The 15,206-nt window shown below is 71.4% G+C and carries 15 protein-coding genes; 9 read left to right on the forward strand and 6 right to left on the reverse strand.

Features of this window, described 5'->3' with window-relative positions:
• The first annotated feature begins 61 nt into the window (after positions 1-61).
• Both VFQ84_RS01670 and murA read left to right on the forward strand, forming a co-directional pair.
• Positions 62-292 (forward strand): BolA family protein, encoded by a 231-nt coding sequence (locus VFQ84_RS01670; protein WP_325128552.1) that lies wholly within the window; start codon positions 62-64, stop codon positions 290-292.
• A 4-nt stretch (positions 293-296) separates the two neighbouring features.
• Positions 297-1,556, forward strand: coding sequence for a UDP-N-acetylglucosamine 1-carboxyvinyltransferase (gene murA, locus VFQ84_RS01675; RefSeq protein WP_325128554.1), 1,260 nt, complete (start codon positions 297-299; stop codon positions 1,554-1,556).
• 101 nt (positions 1,557-1,657) lie between these two features.
• Here the strand turns inward: murA and VFQ84_RS01680 are convergent, their stop codons facing one another.
• From VFQ84_RS01680 to purM, 3 genes are all read right to left on the reverse strand, one after another.
• Entirely contained in the window at positions 1,658-2,374 is a 717-nt protein-coding gene (locus VFQ84_RS01680; protein ID WP_325128556.1) for a DUF3108 domain-containing protein, read from the reverse strand.
• 3 nt (positions 2,375-2,377) lie between these two features.
• Entirely contained in the window at positions 2,378-3,064 is a 687-nt protein-coding gene (gene purN, locus VFQ84_RS01685; RefSeq protein ID WP_325128558.1) for a phosphoribosylglycinamide formyltransferase, read from the reverse strand.
• A gap of 214 nt (positions 3,065-3,278) precedes the next feature.
• On the reverse strand, positions 3,279-4,322 hold the full coding sequence (gene purM, locus VFQ84_RS01690) for a phosphoribosylformylglycinamidine cyclo-ligase (RefSeq protein ID WP_325128560.1): 1,044 nt from the start codon (positions 4,320-4,322) through the stop codon (positions 3,279-3,281).
• 157 nt (positions 4,323-4,479) lie between these two features.
• Here purM and VFQ84_RS01695 point away from each other — a divergent pair, with 157 nt between their 5' ends.
• From VFQ84_RS01695 to hda, 3 genes are read left to right on the forward strand one after another with little or no spacing between them, the layout of a single operon-like run.
• Entirely contained in the window at positions 4,480-5,631 is a 1,152-nt protein-coding gene (locus VFQ84_RS01695) for a DUF2066 domain-containing protein (protein WP_325128562.1), read from the forward strand.
• On the forward strand, positions 5,628-6,845 hold the full coding sequence (locus tag VFQ84_RS01700) for an AI-2E family transporter (RefSeq protein ID WP_325128564.1): 1,218 nt from the start codon (positions 5,628-5,630) through the stop codon (positions 6,843-6,845). Before VFQ84_RS01695 ends, VFQ84_RS01700 begins: the two co-directional genes overlap by 4 nt.
• A complete protein-coding gene (gene hda / locus VFQ84_RS01705) occupies positions 6,842-7,540 on the forward strand; it encodes a DnaA regulatory inactivator Hda (RefSeq protein ID WP_325128566.1) in 699 nt (232 codons plus the stop codon). Before VFQ84_RS01700 ends, hda begins: the two co-directional genes overlap by 4 nt.
• Here hda and VFQ84_RS01710 read toward each other — a convergent pair.
• From VFQ84_RS01710 to VFQ84_RS01720, 3 genes are all read right to left on the reverse strand, one after another.
• Positions 7,537-8,673, reverse strand: a complete 1,137-nt coding sequence (locus VFQ84_RS01710) for a GGDEF domain-containing protein (protein ID WP_325128568.1) — start codon at positions 8,671-8,673, stop codon at positions 7,537-7,539. The genes hda and VFQ84_RS01710 overlap by 4 nt on opposite strands.
• 117 nt (positions 8,674-8,790) lie before the next feature.
• Positions 8,791-9,495, reverse strand: coding sequence for an N-acetylmuramate alpha-1-phosphate uridylyltransferase MurU (murU, locus tag VFQ84_RS01715; RefSeq protein ID WP_325128570.1), 705 nt, complete (start codon positions 9,493-9,495; stop codon positions 8,791-8,793).
• The gene (locus VFQ84_RS01720; RefSeq protein ID WP_325128572.1) at positions 9,492-10,493 is read right to left on the reverse strand and encodes an aminoglycoside phosphotransferase family protein; all 1,002 of its coding nucleotides are present in this window, start codon (positions 10,491-10,493) and stop codon (positions 9,492-9,494) included. Before VFQ84_RS01720 ends, murU begins: the two co-directional genes overlap by 4 nt.
• Positions 10,494-10,886: 393 nt before the next feature.
• On the opposite strand from VFQ84_RS01720, the gene VFQ84_RS01725 reads away from it, so the two are divergent.
• The 4 genes from VFQ84_RS01725 to VFQ84_RS01740 all read left to right on the forward strand — a co-directional run bounded on the left by VFQ84_RS01725 (position 10,887) and on the right by VFQ84_RS01740 (position 15,189).
• Positions 10,887-12,401: a mannose-1-phosphate guanylyltransferase/mannose-6-phosphate isomerase gene (locus tag VFQ84_RS01725; RefSeq protein WP_325128574.1), complete on the forward strand. Its 1,515-nt coding sequence runs from the start codon at positions 10,887-10,889 to the stop codon at positions 12,399-12,401.
• 86 nt (positions 12,402-12,487) lie between these two features.
• Positions 12,488-13,624 carry an MraY family glycosyltransferase gene (locus VFQ84_RS01730; protein WP_325128576.1) on the forward strand — a complete coding sequence of 379 codons (1,137 nt, stop codon included), beginning with the start codon at positions 12,488-12,490 and terminating at the stop codon, positions 13,622-13,624.
• Between the two features lie 13 nt (positions 13,625-13,637).
• Positions 13,638-14,435, forward strand: coding sequence for a tyrosine-protein phosphatase (locus tag VFQ84_RS01735; RefSeq protein WP_325128578.1), 798 nt, complete (start codon positions 13,638-13,640; stop codon positions 14,433-14,435).
• Positions 14,436-14,463: 28 nt separating this feature from the next.
• Positions 14,464-15,189 (forward strand): polysaccharide biosynthesis/export family protein, encoded by a 726-nt coding sequence (locus VFQ84_RS01740; RefSeq protein WP_325128580.1) that lies wholly within the window; start codon positions 14,464-14,466, stop codon positions 15,187-15,189.
• The last annotated feature ends 17 nt before the right edge of the window (positions 15,190-15,206 follow it).

The following is a 15,206-nucleotide window of genomic DNA, read 5'->3' on the forward strand; positions in this document are numbered from 1 at the left end:
TTGGGGGTATGATGCGGGGCCTCATTGTAAGGCCTGCGCGCCAGCCGCGCCCCCGTCCGCCATGACCCCCGACATCATCCAGAACCTGATCGAAACCGGCCTGCCCGGCGCCCAAGCCCGCGTCACCGGCGACGACGGCGTGCATTTCGAGGCCACCGTGGTCAGCGAAGCCTTCCGCGGCAAGCTGCCGCTGGCCCGCCACCGCCTGGTCTACGCCACCCTGGGCGAACGCATGGGCGGCGAGATCCACGCCCTGGCGCTGCGCACCCTGACTCCAGAAGAAGACCGATAAGCCCATGGCGAAGATTGTGATTACGGGCGGCGAGCCGCTGAACGGCGAAGTCCAGATTTCCGGCGCCAAGAACGCGGTGCTGCCGATCCTGGCCGCGACGCTGCTGGCCGACGGCCCGATCTCGATCGGCAACGTCCCCCACCTGCACGACGTCACCACCACCATGGAGCTGCTGGGCGCGATGGGCGTGCAGCTGATGGTGGACGAGAAGCTGACCATCACCGCCGACCCGCGCTTCATCACCTCCACCGTGGCGCCGTACGAGCTGGTGAAGACCATGCGCGCCTCGATCCTGGTGCTGGGTCCGCTGCTGGCCCGCTTCGGCCACGCCGAAGTGTCGCTGCCCGGCGGCTGCGCCATCGGCTCGCGCCCGGTCGAGCAGCACATCCGTGGCCTGCAGGCGCTGGGCGCCGAGGTCACGGTCGAGAATGGCTTCATCAAGGCCCGGGCCGAGCGCCTGCGCGGCGGCCGCTACGTGTTCGACATGATCACCGTCACCGGCACCGAGAACGTGCTGATGGCCGCCGCGCTGGCCAAGGGCACCACGGTGCTGGAGAACTGCGCGCAGGAGCCCGAGGTCGTCGACCTGGCCAACTGCCTGATCGCGATGGGCGCGCAGATCGAGGGCGCCGGCACCAACCGCATCGTCGTGCACGGCGTCGATCGCCTCAACGGCATCCACTACGACGTGCTGCCCGACCGCATCGAGGCCGGCACTTTCCTGGTGGCCGGCGCGATGACCGGCGGCAAGGTCGCCATCCGGCGCGCGCGCGCCGACACCATGGACGCGATCCTGGTGAAGCTGGAGGAATCCGGCGCGCACATCAACACCCGCGACGACATGATCGAAGTCGACATGCGCGGCCGCCGCCCGAAGGCGATCAACCTCACTACCGCGCCATACCCGGCGTTCCCGACCGACATGCAGGCGCAGTTCGCGGCGCTCAACACGGTGGCCGAGGGCGTGGGCGTGATCACCGAGACCATCTTCGAAAACCGCTTCATGCACCTCAACGAGCTGCAGCGGCTGGGCGCCGACATCCGGGTCGAGGGCAACACCGCCATCATCCGCGGCGTCGAGCGCATGACCGGCGCCCCGATCATGGCCACCGACCTGCGCGCCTCGGCCTCGCTGGTGCTGGCGGGCCTCGTCGCCCACGGCGAAACCGTCGTCGACCGGATCTACCACATCGATCGCGGCTACGAGAACATCGAGGAAAAGCTCGGCACCCTTGGCGCGAAGATCCGGCGTCTGCCAGGCTGAGTTTTTTAGCCACGGATGAACACGGATAAACACGGATAGAGAAAAAGCGCTTTCGCTTTATCCGTGTTTATCTGTGTTTATCCGTGGCAAAAAAGCTTTTGCTACCGCACGGCGGTGATGCGGAGGTCGAGGGTGCTGCCGTCGGCTTCGTATTGCTTGATGCGGAGCGGGAGCCAGCCGCGGTTGCGGGCGAACCAGATCTTGGTGACGCGACCGCTGTCGTCGTCGCGGACGCGTTCGACGCGGATGGCGCGTTCGACGCCCAGCGCGGTGCGCAGGCGGACGTTGGCGGCGGTGCGGTAGCGGTCGGTGGCGACGTCGCGGCGGCCGGCGACCGGGAAGGCCATGTCGCCGCGGCGGCCCGCGGCCAGTTCCGACATCAGGGCGGCGGTGACGGCGTGGCGGTCGAGCAGGCCGTCCTGGTAGGGCAGCGCCTGGGTGGCGCCCTTGTAGGTGACGCGCGCCGTGCGGGCCGCCGGGTCGACGGCCAGGGTTTCGCGGCGCTTGTTCCAGGCCGCCTGCTGCTGCATGTCATAACCCAGGGTGCGCGGCCGGTCGCCCGACCAGTCGATCACCGACACCTCGGTGCGGCGCACGCCGGCCGCGGCGGCCAGGCCGCTGGTGGCTTCGCTGCGGGTGGTCATTTCCCAGCGACCGTCGGGCCGGCGGCGCAGGCTGATCTGGCCGGTGCCCAGCGGCTTGCCGTCCTGCAGCACTTCGTAGTCGGCGCTGAACGGGGTGGGTGGTGCCGCCGCGTCGGCGACGGACGCCAGCGGCAAGGCCAGCAGCAGGGCGGCGGCGAACCGGGGGATGCGCATGGCCTAGGCTCCTTCCAGCGTGTGGTTGGCGGCCAGCTGCAGCGGCGCCGGCAGGGCGCGGCCGTCCAGCGTCACCGGCGCGCGGTCGATGCGCAGGCGGCCGAGGGCGAGCAGGGTGACGGTGGCCTGCAGCAGGGCGTGCTCGCGCGGCAGCAGGCGGGCGGCCAGCGCGGCCGGGTCGTCGCCCGCCTGCACCGGGATGCGCGCCTGCGCCAGCAGCGGGCCGGCGTCGAGCTCGGGCACCACGACGTGCACGCTGGCGCCATGGGCGGCGTCGCCGGCGGCGAGCGCACGCGCGTGGGTGTCCAGGCCCGGGTACTTCGGCAGCAGCGATGGATGGATATTGATCATGCGGCCCTCGAATCGTCGCACCGATGCGGCGCTGATGATGCGTAGGTATCCCGCACAGACGATGAGATCGGGCTGAACGGCGGCCACGGCGCTGAACAGCGCTTCATCGTGGGCGTCGCGGTCGGCGAAGTCGCGCGGCCGCAGCGCGACCGTCGGGAGGCCCGCGGCTCGGGCGATCGCGATGGCGCCGCAGCGGGGCTTGTCCGAGAACACCCCGGCGATCCGCGCCGGCAGCGAACCCGCGGCGATCGCGTCCATCAGCGCCTGCAGGTTGCTCCCGCGCCCCGAGGCCAGTACCGCGATGCTGTAGCCCGGCGTCGGCTTGCCATCTGGGTGCAAGTTCAGTTCCCTGGCAGTGGTTTAAGAGGAAGAGCGACGTTTGCCACGGATGAACACAGATGAGCACGGATAGGGCAAAAAAAGAAGATTCGCCGCCGTGGGTATTCACCAGCTACCCCACGCACGTCGGGTCCCACTCCCGAGCCTTATCCGTGTTCATCCGTGTTAATCCGTGGCCAAAAAACGCTCCGAGGCAAACCCTCGGTCCACCCGATCAGCCGATGCGGACGCGCTCGTCGCCGTGTGCGGGGACGACCTGGCCGATGGGGCGGTGGGCGAGGCCGAGGCGGTCGAGGTCGGCCGAGACGGCGGCGACGTCGCCCGGGGCCAGGACCAGCACGAAGCCGACGCCGCAGTTGAAGGTGCGCCACATTTCCTCGCGCGACACCGCGCCTTCGCGCTGCAGCCACTCGAACACCGGCGGCAGCACGATGGCCGAGGCCTCGATGTCCAGGCCCAGGCCGTCGGGGATGACGCGGATGATGTTCTCGGTCAGGCCGCCGCCGGTGATGTGGGCCATGGCGTGCAGGGCGTGCTTGCCCAGCAGCTCGAGGATCGGCTTCACGTAGATCGTGGTGGGCGCCATCAGCGCGTCCACCAGCTTCACGCCGCCGACGTCCAGGTCGGCGGGGCGGCCGGCGCGGTCGTAGATGCGGCGCACCAGCGAGTAACCGTTCGAATGCGGGCCCGACGAGGCGATGCCCAGCAGCACGTCGCCGGCGCGCACGGCGGCGCCGTCGAGCAGCTTCGACTTCTCGACCGCGCCGACGGTGAAGCCGGCCAGGTCGTACTCGCCCGGCGGGTACATGTCGGGCATCTCGGCGGTTTCGCCGCCGATCAGGGCGCAGCCGGCCAGCTCGCAGCCCTTGGCGATGCCGCCGACCACGGCGACCGTGGTGTCGACGTGCAGCTTGCCGGTGGCGAAATAGTCGAGGAAGAACAGCGGCTCGGCGCCCTGCACCAGCACGTCGTTCACGCACATGCCGACCAGGTCGATGCCGATGGTGTCGTGGCGGTTGAGCTGCTGGGCCAGCTTGAGCTTGGTGCCGACGCCGTCGGTGCCGCTCACCAGCACCGGCTCGCGGTACTTGCCCGAGAGGTTGAACAGCGCGCCGAAGCCGCCCAGCCCGCCCATCACTTCCGGGCGGAAGGTGCGCTTGACCAGCGGCTTGATGCGCTCGACGACTTCGTTGCCCGCGTCGATATCAACGCCGGCGTCGCGGTAGGTGAGGGGAGTGGGGGTGGTCACGGGCGGCATCCGGGCGCGGAAAGGGGGGCATTCTAACAAGGGGTTCGCCCCGGGAGCCCTTCCCGTCCCGTCCCGCTGCGCCAGGCCCGCACGGCATGGCCCGCCGGTTGGACGCCCCAGCCCCCCATGCGGCACCATGCAGCCTGTGTTTCCAGCGAATCCCCCCATGCGCCCGAGTCCCCTGATGTCCCGCCTGCTGATCCTGCTGGCCCTCGCCCCGGCGGCGGTGTTCGCCCAGTTCCAGCCGGTGGAGTCGCCCGCGCCGCAGCCCGTGGCCGGCCCGCTGGCCGATCCCGCGGCCGGTCCGGTGCCGGCCGATCGCGACCTGAGCCTGTACCAGGGCCAGGTGACGCTGATCTCGCAGGGCGCCGGCGAGCGCCGCGCCGCCACCGCCCGGGCCCTGGCCCAGGTGGTGGTGAAGCTGACCGGCAACCCGCAGGCGGTCGCCGACCCGGTCGTGCGCCGCGCCCTGGCCAATGCCCAGAGCTACGTGACCACCAGCGACGCCAGCGAATCGAGCGATCAGCAGGGCAACACGGCCATCGGCGGCGTGCCGGTCTACAAGACCACCATGAGCTTCGCCTTCGACCCCAACGGCGTGGACGCGCTGATCGCGGCCGCCGGCCTGGACTACTGGGGCGGCGACCGGCCGCGCCCGATCCTGTGGCTGGCGATCGACGATGGCCGCGGCGCGCGCCTGGTCAACGCCCAGCAGCTGGGCGTGGTGAAGCCGCTGGCCGATCGCGGGCTCGAGCGCGGCCTGCGCTTCGGCATGCCGGCCGGCAGCGCGGTCGAACAGGCGGCGGTGCAAACCATCTGGAACCAGACCCCGGCGCCGATGCTGCCGCTCACCGCCCGCTACGGCGGCCAGGTGCAGCTGCTGGGCCGCGTGTACCGCGCCGGTGCCGGCTGGAGCGCCGACTGGATCCTCAGCGACGGCGACCAGGAGCTTTCCCGCTGGTCGTTCAGCGATCCCAGCCCGCAGCGCGCGATCGCCTCGGGTGCCGACGGCGCCGCCGACGCCATTGCCCGCCGCGATGCGGTGCCGCTGCAGGCCGGCGAACCGTCCACGCTGGTGGTGCAGGTCACCGGCCTGCGCGACGGCACCGACTTCACCCGCGCCATGGGTTACCTGCAGACGCTGGCGGTGGTGCGCGGCCTGCGCGTGGTGCGCGCCGAAGCCGATGCCCTGGAGCTTGAGCTCGACCTCGCGGTCGGCGTCGAGGGCTTCGACCGCTTCGTCGCCGCCGGCACCGTGCTGGTCGCGGCCCCGGCCGGCCCCGACGCGGCCGTGCCGGTCTACCGGCTGCTGCCATGAGCGCGCCGGTCGCCCAGGCGCCCGATCCCTTCAGCGACCGCCGCCGCTGGCAGTGGCTGGCGCTGGCGGGCGCGGTCGGCCTGCTGGTGTGGCTGCTGGCGCCCATCCTCACGCCCTTCGTGGTCTCGGCCCTGCTGGCCTGGCTGGGCGAGCCGCTGGTGCGCCGCCTCGAGCAAGGCGGCCGCTCGCGCACGGTGGCCGTGCTGCTGGTGTTCTCGCTGATGACCCTGGTGATCGTGCTGGCGGTGCTGCTGCTGATCCCGCTGATCGAAAACCAGGTCTCGAAGCTGATCGACTGGCTGCCGCGCTTCGGCGCCTGGCTCACCGGCACCGCGGTGCCCTGGGCCGAGCAGCGCTTCAACCTGGACCTGGCCGGCTACATCGACCCCAGCCAGCTGATCGAACTGCTGAAAAAGCACTGGCAGGAAGCGGGCGGCGTCGCCGCCAGCGTGTTCGGCGGCGTGTCGAAGTCGGGCCTGGCGATCCTGGGCTGGATGGCCAACCTGGCGCTGATCCCGGTGGTCACCTTCTACTTCATGCGCGACGGTGGCGCGATGCTCGGCAAGGTGCGCGACCTGCTGCCGCGTCCGGTCGAGCCGGTGGTGTCGAGGCTGACGCACGAATCCGACCAGGTGCTGGGCGGCTTCATCCGCGGCCAGCTGAGCGTGATGATCGCGCTGGGCGCCATCTATGCCGTCGGCCTGAGTGCGGTGGGCGTGGACCTGGGCATCCTGATCGGCATCGTCGCCGGCCTGGTCAGCTTCGTGCCGTACCTGGGCGCCATCGTTGGCGTCGGCGCGGCGGTCATCGCGACCCTGGTGCAGCACGGCGACCTGATGCACCTGGCGCTGGTGCTGGGCGTGTTCGGGCTGGGGCAGCTGCTGGAAAGCTTCTGGCTGACGCCGTGGCTGGTGGGCGACAAGATCGGCCTGCATCCGGTGGCGGTGATCTTCGCGATCATGGCCGGCGGCCAGCTGTTCGGCTTCCTGGGCGTGCTGCTGGCGCTGCCGGTGGCCGCGGTGCTGGTGGTCGTGCTGCGTTATGCGCATGCGCGCTACACCGCCAGCCAGCTGTATGGCGCCGACGATGACGCCGCCGCCGAGCCTGCCGCCGCCAACGCGTCCGCCGCCGGCGAGCCCTCTGGTCCGAAGGCCGAAGGCGAGCCCGCGCCGGGCCCGACCGCCCCGTCCCGGGAACCGCGCGACCCGCCGTGACCACCCCGCAGCTTCCGCTGTCGCTGCGCACGCCGCCCGACCAGCAGTTCGACGCCTTCCACGGCCAGCCGGACGTGCGCGACGCCGTGCGCGCCGGGGCGCGCGGCGCGTCCGGCGACTGGCTCTACCTCGCGGGCCCGGCCGGCAGCGGCAAGACCCACCTGCTGTTGGCCGCCTGCGCCGAAGCCACCGCGGCCGGCCGCCGCGCCGCCTACCTGCCGCTGCCGGCCTTCGCCGGCCGGCTGGAGCAGGCGCTGTCGGCGCAGGAGGGCGCGGCCCTGGTCTGCCTGGACGGCCTGGAGGCGATCGCGGGGCAGGCGGCCGATGAAGTAGCGCTGTTCCACTTCCACAACCGCGCCCGCGCCAGCGGCGCAGGGGTGATGTACGCGGCGCGGGCGCAGCCGGCGGCGCTGGGCCTGGGCCTGCCCGACCTGGCGACGCGCCTGGGCCAGTGCGTGCGGCTGGCGCTGGCGCCGCTGGACGACGCCGGTCGCCGCGAGGTGCTGCGCCAGCGCGGCGCGCGCCGCGGGCTCGACCTCGACGACGCCGTGCTCGATTACCTGCTGCGCCGGGTCGATCGCGACCTGGGCAGCCTGACCCGCCTGCTCGAGCGCATCGATCGCGCCAGCCTGGCCGCGCAGCGGCGCGTCACCATCCCCTTCCTGCGCACCCTGCTGCAGGACGCCGCGAACTAGACGCTGTTGGCCACCACGATCCGGTCGCGGCCCTCGCGCTTGGCCTGGTACAGCGCCGCATCGGCCTGGGCGAGCAGGTCGTTGAGCACGTCGCCCGGCCGCCAGGTCGCGATGCCGATGCTGAGCGTGGAACCGAACTCGCTGGCGCGGAGCCGGTAGTCCTGGCCCAGCCTTTCGGCGAAGCGCCGCGCGTGGTCCAGGCTGGCGCCCGGCAGCAGGCAGGCGAACTCCTCGCCGCCCAGGCGCGCGCAGTATTCGCCGGTGCCGATGCGCGCCGCCAGCACTTCGCCCAGCATCACCAGCAGCTGGTCGCCGACCAGGTGGCCGTGCTGGTCGTTGGTGCGCTTGAAGTAGTCGACGTCGATGAACAGCACCGCCGGCACCTGGCCGGCCTCGGTCGCCTCGGCCAGCGCGGTGCCGGCCAGGTTCATCCAGCCCTCGCGGTTGAGCAGGCCGGTGAGCGGATCGCTGACCGCGCGCTGCCACAGCGTTTCCACCCGGCGGTCCAGGCGCGTGGCCAGGTTCGAACGGGCGCGCCGCAGCAGCAGGCCCGCGGCCGTGGCCAGCGCGTAGTAGAAGGCGAACAGGCCCAGCTCGCCGGCGGGCGCCGGGCTTTGCCAGGCCAGCGCGCCAACCACCGCGGTCGCCACCGCCAGTCCACCGAAGGTCATGTGCGGACGCACCAGCAGCGGCAGCCAGGTGACCGGCAGCAGCAGGAACACGGCCATCGGCAGCAGTGACTGGCCCGGCCAGCGCAGCGTGGGCAGGGCCAGGCAGGCCAGCAGCAGCGCGCCGAACACCGAGCCCAGCACGCGCCGGCGCCGGATCGACACCACGTGCCGGTAGCGCCAGGCCATCACGGCCAGCGCCGCCACGCCGGCGGCCTGCCAGGCCAGCCGCGCCGACAGCGCGCCGTTGATCAGCGACTCGGCCAGCGCCACCACGGCCGCCAGCACGGTCATGCCCAGCAGCAGGTTGCTCATCGCCGCATGCAGCAGCTGGATCTGGCGGCGGTACTGTTCGCGCCGCTCGTGCGCAGGCAGGCCCGCCACCTCGCCCTCGAAGGCGTGGCGGAGCAGGGAGCGTGCGGTCAGGGCGGGCGCGGCGTTTTGCACCGGGTCATTAGCGGTCATTGCCGCGGCGGGCGCAAGGCAGCCAGCCGGGCCGGGCGCCGCGGAACTGAGCGGCGGATGAAGCCCGGGGCCCGGCGCGCAGGAACCGTGACGCGGCGCACGGCCCCGGCAACGGCATCAACCGAGCGCGGCCAGGCGTTCGGGCGTGCCCACGTCGGTCCATTCGCCGCGATGGTGCTGGCCGGTGACCTGGCCGCGTGCCATCGCCGCGCGCAGCAGCGGCGCCAGCTTGAACCGCGGCGGCGACAGCCGGGCGCCCGGTTCCGCGCCGATCACCGTGCGCCAGTCGTCCAGCAGCGCCGGCCGGTAGACGCCGATGCCGGCGAAGGTGAGCCGCGACGCGCCCTCGGACTGCAGCCGGCCGTCGGCGTCCAGCGCGAAATCGCCGCGCGGGTTGTGGTCGGGGTTGTCCACCATCACCAGGTGCGCCAGGCCCGACGGCGCGGCGGGCAGGGTGGCGAAGTCGAAGTCGCACCAGATGTCGGCGTTCACCGCCAGGAAGGGCGCATCACCCAGGCGCGCCAGTGCCTGCAGCATGCCGCCGCCGGTTTCCAGCGGCTCGTCGCCCTCGTGCGAGTAGTGCAGCCGCAGGCCCCAGCGCGCGCCGTCGCCCAGCGCCGGCGCGAAGCACGCGGCCAGCCAGGCGATGTTGATGACCACGTCGCGCACACCGGCCGCGGCCAGGCGCTCGAGGTGCCATTCGATCAGCGGCTTGCCGCGCACCGGCAGCAGCGGCTTGGGCGTGTGGTCCGTCAGCGGCCGCATCCGCTCGCCCTTGCCGGCCGCGAACACCAGCGCCGCGGGGCCGGTGGCGGGCGTCATGCGCGCGGCAGGGTCAGGTCGGTGCGGCCCAGGACGCGCTCGAGCAGGGCGACCAGCGGCGCGGTTTCCGGATAGCGGGCGCCGACCTCGCGGGTGTAGCGCCACACCAGCGGCAGGTCCTGCAGGTAGCCGGCCTTGCCGTCGCGGTACCAGAGCCGGCAGAAGATGCCCAGCACCTTCAGGTGCCGCTGCACGCCCATCAGGTCGAAGGCGCGCAGGAAGGTGGCGGCATCGACGCTGGTGAGGCCCTCGGCGACCAGGCGCAGGCGGTAGTCCTCGACCCAGGCGTTGACGCGCGCCTCGGGCCAGGCGATGTAGCAGTCGCGCAGCAGCGACACCAGGTCGTAGGTGACCGGGCCGCGCACCGCGTCCTGGAAGTCGATCACGCCGGGGCTGTCGCGTTCGGTCACCAGCAGGTTGCGCGAGTGGTAGTCGCGGTGCACGAACACCTGCGGCTGCAGGCGGGCGTTGTTCACCAGCGCGCGGAAGGCCGACTCGATGACGTCCCACTCCTCGCATTCGGGCGTGTAGCCCAGGTGGCGCTTGAGCAGCCACTCGGGCATCAGCTCCATCTCGGTGACCAGGCGCGCCTCGTCGTAGGCGGGCAGGTCGCTGGCGTCGGCGCGCAGCTGCATCGCCAGCAGCGCGTCGAGCGCGCTCCCGTACAGGCGGTCGGCGGTGGACTCGTTGAGCTCGGGCAGGAACAGGCGGTCGCCGAGGTCTTCCATCACCACGAAACCGCGCACCGGGTCAGCCGCCTGGATCTCGGGCACGTGCACGCCGGCGCGCGCCAGCCGCGAGGCGACGTCCAGCCACGGGCGGATGTCCTCGCGGTCGGGCGGTGCGTCCATCACGATCCAGCCGCGGCCGGCCGAATGGCTGCGCCAGTAGCTGCGGAAGCTGGCGTCGTTGGACGCCCGCTCCAGCCCCGCGCCCGGATCGGCGAGGGCCTGGCGGGTCCATTCAAGGCGAAGTTCGTCGCGGGTAGGCAGGCTCATCCCCCGATTATCACCCGACACCCTCCCCGTTATCACCGGCAAACTCCCTGCCATCGCCCGATACCCTCCCTCCTGTCGCCCGACACCCTCCCTCCTATTGCCCGAGACCCTCCGTCCCATCGCCCGATACCCTCCCTCTTATCGCCCGATACCCTCCCTCCTGTCGCCCGATACCCTCCCTGTAGGAGCGCCTTCAGGCGCGAAGCTTTTGGCGGAGCTTTTCGGGAATTCCGTTGATCCCCGAGTCCTTCGCGAAAAGATTCGCGCCTGAAGGCGCTCCTACAGGAGGGCGGGATTAATCCCGGGGGGGCGTTTGGCGAGGTTACGGGAAGGGTTCTCGGGGCCAGAGCTAGCGGGCATCATGGGGGCAGGCTTCCGACCCGCGGTCCCCCCATGTCCCTGATCGTCCCCGTCCTGCTCTCCGGCGGCTCCGGCACCCGGCTCTGGCCGCTGTCGCGCGAAACCCATCCCAAGCAGTTCCAGCCGCTGGTGGGCGAGCAGTCGCTGCTGCAGGCGACCTGGCAGCGCCTGGCCGGGCTGGCGGGCGCGGGGGCGCCGATCGTGGTGGCGAACGAGGAGCACCGCTTCATGGTGGCCGAACAGCTGCGCCAGGTCGGCGTGACCCCGGCCGCCCTGCTGCTCGAGCCGGTGGGCCGCAACACCGCCCCGGCCATCGCCGCCGCGGCCCTGCAGGCCCAGGCCGACGGCAGTGATCCGCTGCTGCTGGTGCTGCCCTCGGACCACGTCATCCGCGACGAGGCCGGCTTCCGCGCCGCCGTGCAGGCCGCGGTGCCCGCCGCCGAGGGCGGCCAGCTGGTCACCTTCGGCGTGGTGCCCGCCGCGCCCGAAACCGGCTACGGCTACATCAAAGCCGCCCCGTCCCCTGTAGGAGCGCCTTCCGGCGCGAATCTTTCCGCGAAGGGCTTCGCGCCTGAAGGCGCTCCTACAGAGGGGCAGTCGGTGGGGCGGGCGGAGGTGCGGGCGGTGGAACGGTTCGTGGAGAAGCCGGACCTCGCCACGGCGCAGGCCTACGTCGCCAGCGGCGACTACTTCTGGAACTCGGGCATGTTCCTGTTCCGGGCCTCGCGCTACCTGGACGAACTGCAGGCGTTCGCGCCGGCGATGCTGGCCGCGGCCCGGGCCGCGCTGGCCGGGGCCACGCGCGACGTCGACTTCCTGCGCCTGGACCGGGCCGCGTTCGAAGCCTGCCCGGCCGACTCCATCGATTACGCGGTGATGGAAAAAACTTCTCAGGCCGCCGTGCTGCCGATCTCGGTGGGCTGGAGCGATGTAGGCTCGTGGTCGGCGCTGTGGGAAATCGCCGACCAGGACCCGGACGGCAATGCCCACCACGGCGACGTGCTGGCGATCGACTGCCGCAACACCCTGGCCTGGGGCGGCCGCCGGCTGGTCAGTCTGCTGGGCCTGGACGACGTGATCGTGGTCGACACCGACGATGCGCTGCTGGTGGCGGCGCGGGACCAGGTGCAGAAAGTCAAGGAGATAGTTTCTGCCCTGAAAATTCAGGGTCGTCCGCAGGCCAGCGTGCACCGCAAGGTGTATCGTCCCTGGGGCAGCTACGACGGCATCGACAGCGGCGACCGCTTCCAGGTCAAGCGCATCGTGGTCAAGCCGGGGGCGGCGCTGAGCCTGCAGATGCACCACCACCGGGCCGAGCACTGGATCGTGGTTAGCGGCAGTGCCCGGGTCACCTGCGATGACAAGGTGTTCCTGCTGGCCGAGAACCAGAGCACCTACATCCCGCTGGGCAGCAAGCACCGCCTGGAAAACCCCGGCAAGGTGCCGCTGGAGCTGATCGAGGTGCAATCGGGCAGCTACCTGGGCGAGGATGACATCGTGCGGTTCGAGGACGTGTATGGCCGTGGCCCGGACCCTACGCGGGGCTGACACAGGCGGGCTGCAAACTGCTGGATCAACGCGATCCTGAACCGGGCCGGGTGGCCTGAAAAAAGGAAAAAGGCGTTTTCATCCGCATGGACTACCTCAAACTCATCGACCAGCTCGAACCCCAGGCCTGGCAGCGGCTCGCCTTCAGCTTCGCCGCCTGCACCCTGCTGATGCCGCTGGCGCTGCCGCTGGCGCGCCGGTTCGGCCTGGTCGACCACCCCGGCGGCCGCAAGGACCACGGCTGCGCGATGCCGGTGGTGGGCGGGCTGGTGATCTACCTGGTGGTGGTGGCCGGGTTCCTGCTGTTCGAACAGACCAACAGCCTGCGCACCTGGGCCTTCATCGGCGGTGCCGGGCTGCTGGTGCTCGTGGGCCAGCTGGACGACTACTACGACCTGCGCTGGACCTGGCGCATCGGCGCCCAGTCGGTGGCGGCGCTGCTGATGGCCCTGGCCGGCGGCGTGATGGCCACCAACCTGCAGGACGTCTTTGGTTTCGCCGCGGCCAACATCGGCCTGCTGGCGGTGCCGTTCACCGTGTTCATCGTGGTCGGCGTCATCAATGCGCTGAACATGGCCGATGGCGTCGACGGCCTGGCCGGCAGCCTGTCGGTGGTGGCGCTGGTGCTGTTCGCGGCCTTTGGCCTGTACTCGGGCAACCTGCTGGTGGTCGAGCGCATGCTGGCGGTGGCCGCGGCGGTGCTGGGCTTCCTGGTCTGGAACGCGCGCTTCCCCTGGCAGGCGAGGGCCAAGGTCTTCCTGGGCAACGGCGGCAGCATGCTGCTGGGCTTCACCATTGCCTATGGTTCGGTGCGGCTGTCGCAGGCGCCCGACCATCCGGTGTCGCCGGTGCTGGGGCCGTGGGCGCTGGCGCTGCCGCTGATCGACTGCGTCGCCCTGATGATCCGCCGCTGGCGCCAGGGCCGCTCGCCCTTCGCGGCCGACCGCCACCACATGCACCACATGCTGCTCGACGCCGGCTTCCGGGCCACGGCCGTGGTGGCGATCATCGCCGGCGGCTCGCTGCTGCTGGGCCTGGCCGCGGCCGTGGCGCTGAAGCTGGGCGTGTACCGGCCGCTGCTGGTGCTGGCCTTCCTGGTGTTGCTGGCGGGCTGGTACGCATTCAGCGCCGATTACGACCGCGCGGTCGCGAGGCTGGCAGGCTGGCGCAAGGCCCGCCGGCCCGGCCCCAGCGCCGACGCCGCGGAATCGGAAGCCCATTGACCCAGGCCCCCGGATGATCGACCTGCACTGCCACCTGCTGCCCGGCATCGACGACGGCCCGACCACGCTGGACGTGTCGCTGGCGATGGCGCGCTGCGCCGTGGACGACGGCATCACCTTCACCGCCTGCACCCCGCACATCTATCCCGGCCTGTACGAGAACAACCGCGCCGGCATCGAGGCCGCGGTCGACGCCCTGCGCCTGGCCCTGGCCGAGGCCGGCATCCCGCTGCAGCTGGGCACCGGCGCCGACACCCACCTGGCGCCCGACCTGGCCGGCGGCATCCGCAGCGGCCGCGTGCCCACGATCAACGGCAGCCGCTACCTGCTGCTGGAGCCGCCGCACCACGTGGCGCCGCCGCGCTTCGACGAATCGGTGTTCAACCTGATGGCCGCCGGCATCGTGCCGGTGATCACCCATCCCGAGCGCCTGAGCTGGATCGAGACCCACTACACCGTGTTCGCCGACCTGGTGCGGCAGGGCGCGTGGATGCAGCTCACCGCCGGCAGCCTCACCGGCCGCTTCGGCCGCCGTCCGAAATACTGGGCCGAGCGCATGCTCGACGAAGGCCTGGTGCACATCCTCGCCACCGACTCGCACCACATCGACAAGCGCCCGCCGCTGCTGGCCGAGGGCCGCGAGGCCGCGGCCGCCCGCGTCGGCGCCGAAGAAGCCACGCACATGGTGCTGACCCGCCCGCAGGGCATCCTCGACGACCTGCCGCCGGGCCAGCTGCCGCCCTTGCCTGAACGACCGCGCGCCGCCGAATCGCGGCCCGGTTTTTGGCAGCGTCTGTTTGGCACCGCATAATGCTTCGCCCGGGCCCCCAGGAGACCCCATGACCCATTCCATCCTCCGGACCCTCGCTGTCCTGTTCCTTGCCACGCTGCTGGTGGCCTGCGGCACCTCGACCAGCCAGTCGGTGCGGTCGGGCACCAGCAAGGCCGTCACCGCCACCGACGAGCTGGGCGAGCCCGACACCCGCGCCGACTCCGGCGCCTACACCGGCAGCAGCGAATACCGGGTCGGCCCGCAGGACCTGCTCGAGATCAGCGTGTTCCAGGTCAACGACCTCAACCGCACCGTGCGCGTGAACAGCAATGGCCAGATCTCGCTGCCCCTGATCGGCGTCGTCCAGGCCGGCGGCAACACCGTGCAGGAGCTCGAGGCGCTGGTGGCGCAGAAGCTGTCCGACCAGTACCTGCAGTCGCCGCAGGTCAGCGTGTTCGTCAAGGAATTCACCAGCCAGCGGGTGACGCTGGAGGGCGCGATCGCCAAGCCCGGCATCTATCCGATCACCGGCAAGACCTCGCTGCTGCAGGCGCTGGCCATGGGCGGCGGGCCGTCCGAGCTGGCCAACCTGCAGGGCGTGGTGGTCTTCCGCGTGGTCGACGGCCAGAAGATGGCCGCGGTGTTCGACCTCAAGCAAATCCGCGCCGGCGATGCCGTCGACCCGCAGATCTACGGCGACGACATCGTGGTGATCGACCAGTCCGGCGCCAAGACCGGCCTGCGTCGCATCCTGGAAACCATCCCGGTCTTCAATCTGTTCCGCGTCTACTGACCGGCCGCTTTCCAAGG

It is taken from the genome of Arenimonas sp., assembly GCF_035721105.1.
Classification (GTDB): domain Bacteria; phylum Pseudomonadota; class Gammaproteobacteria; order Xanthomonadales; family Xanthomonadaceae; genus Arenimonas.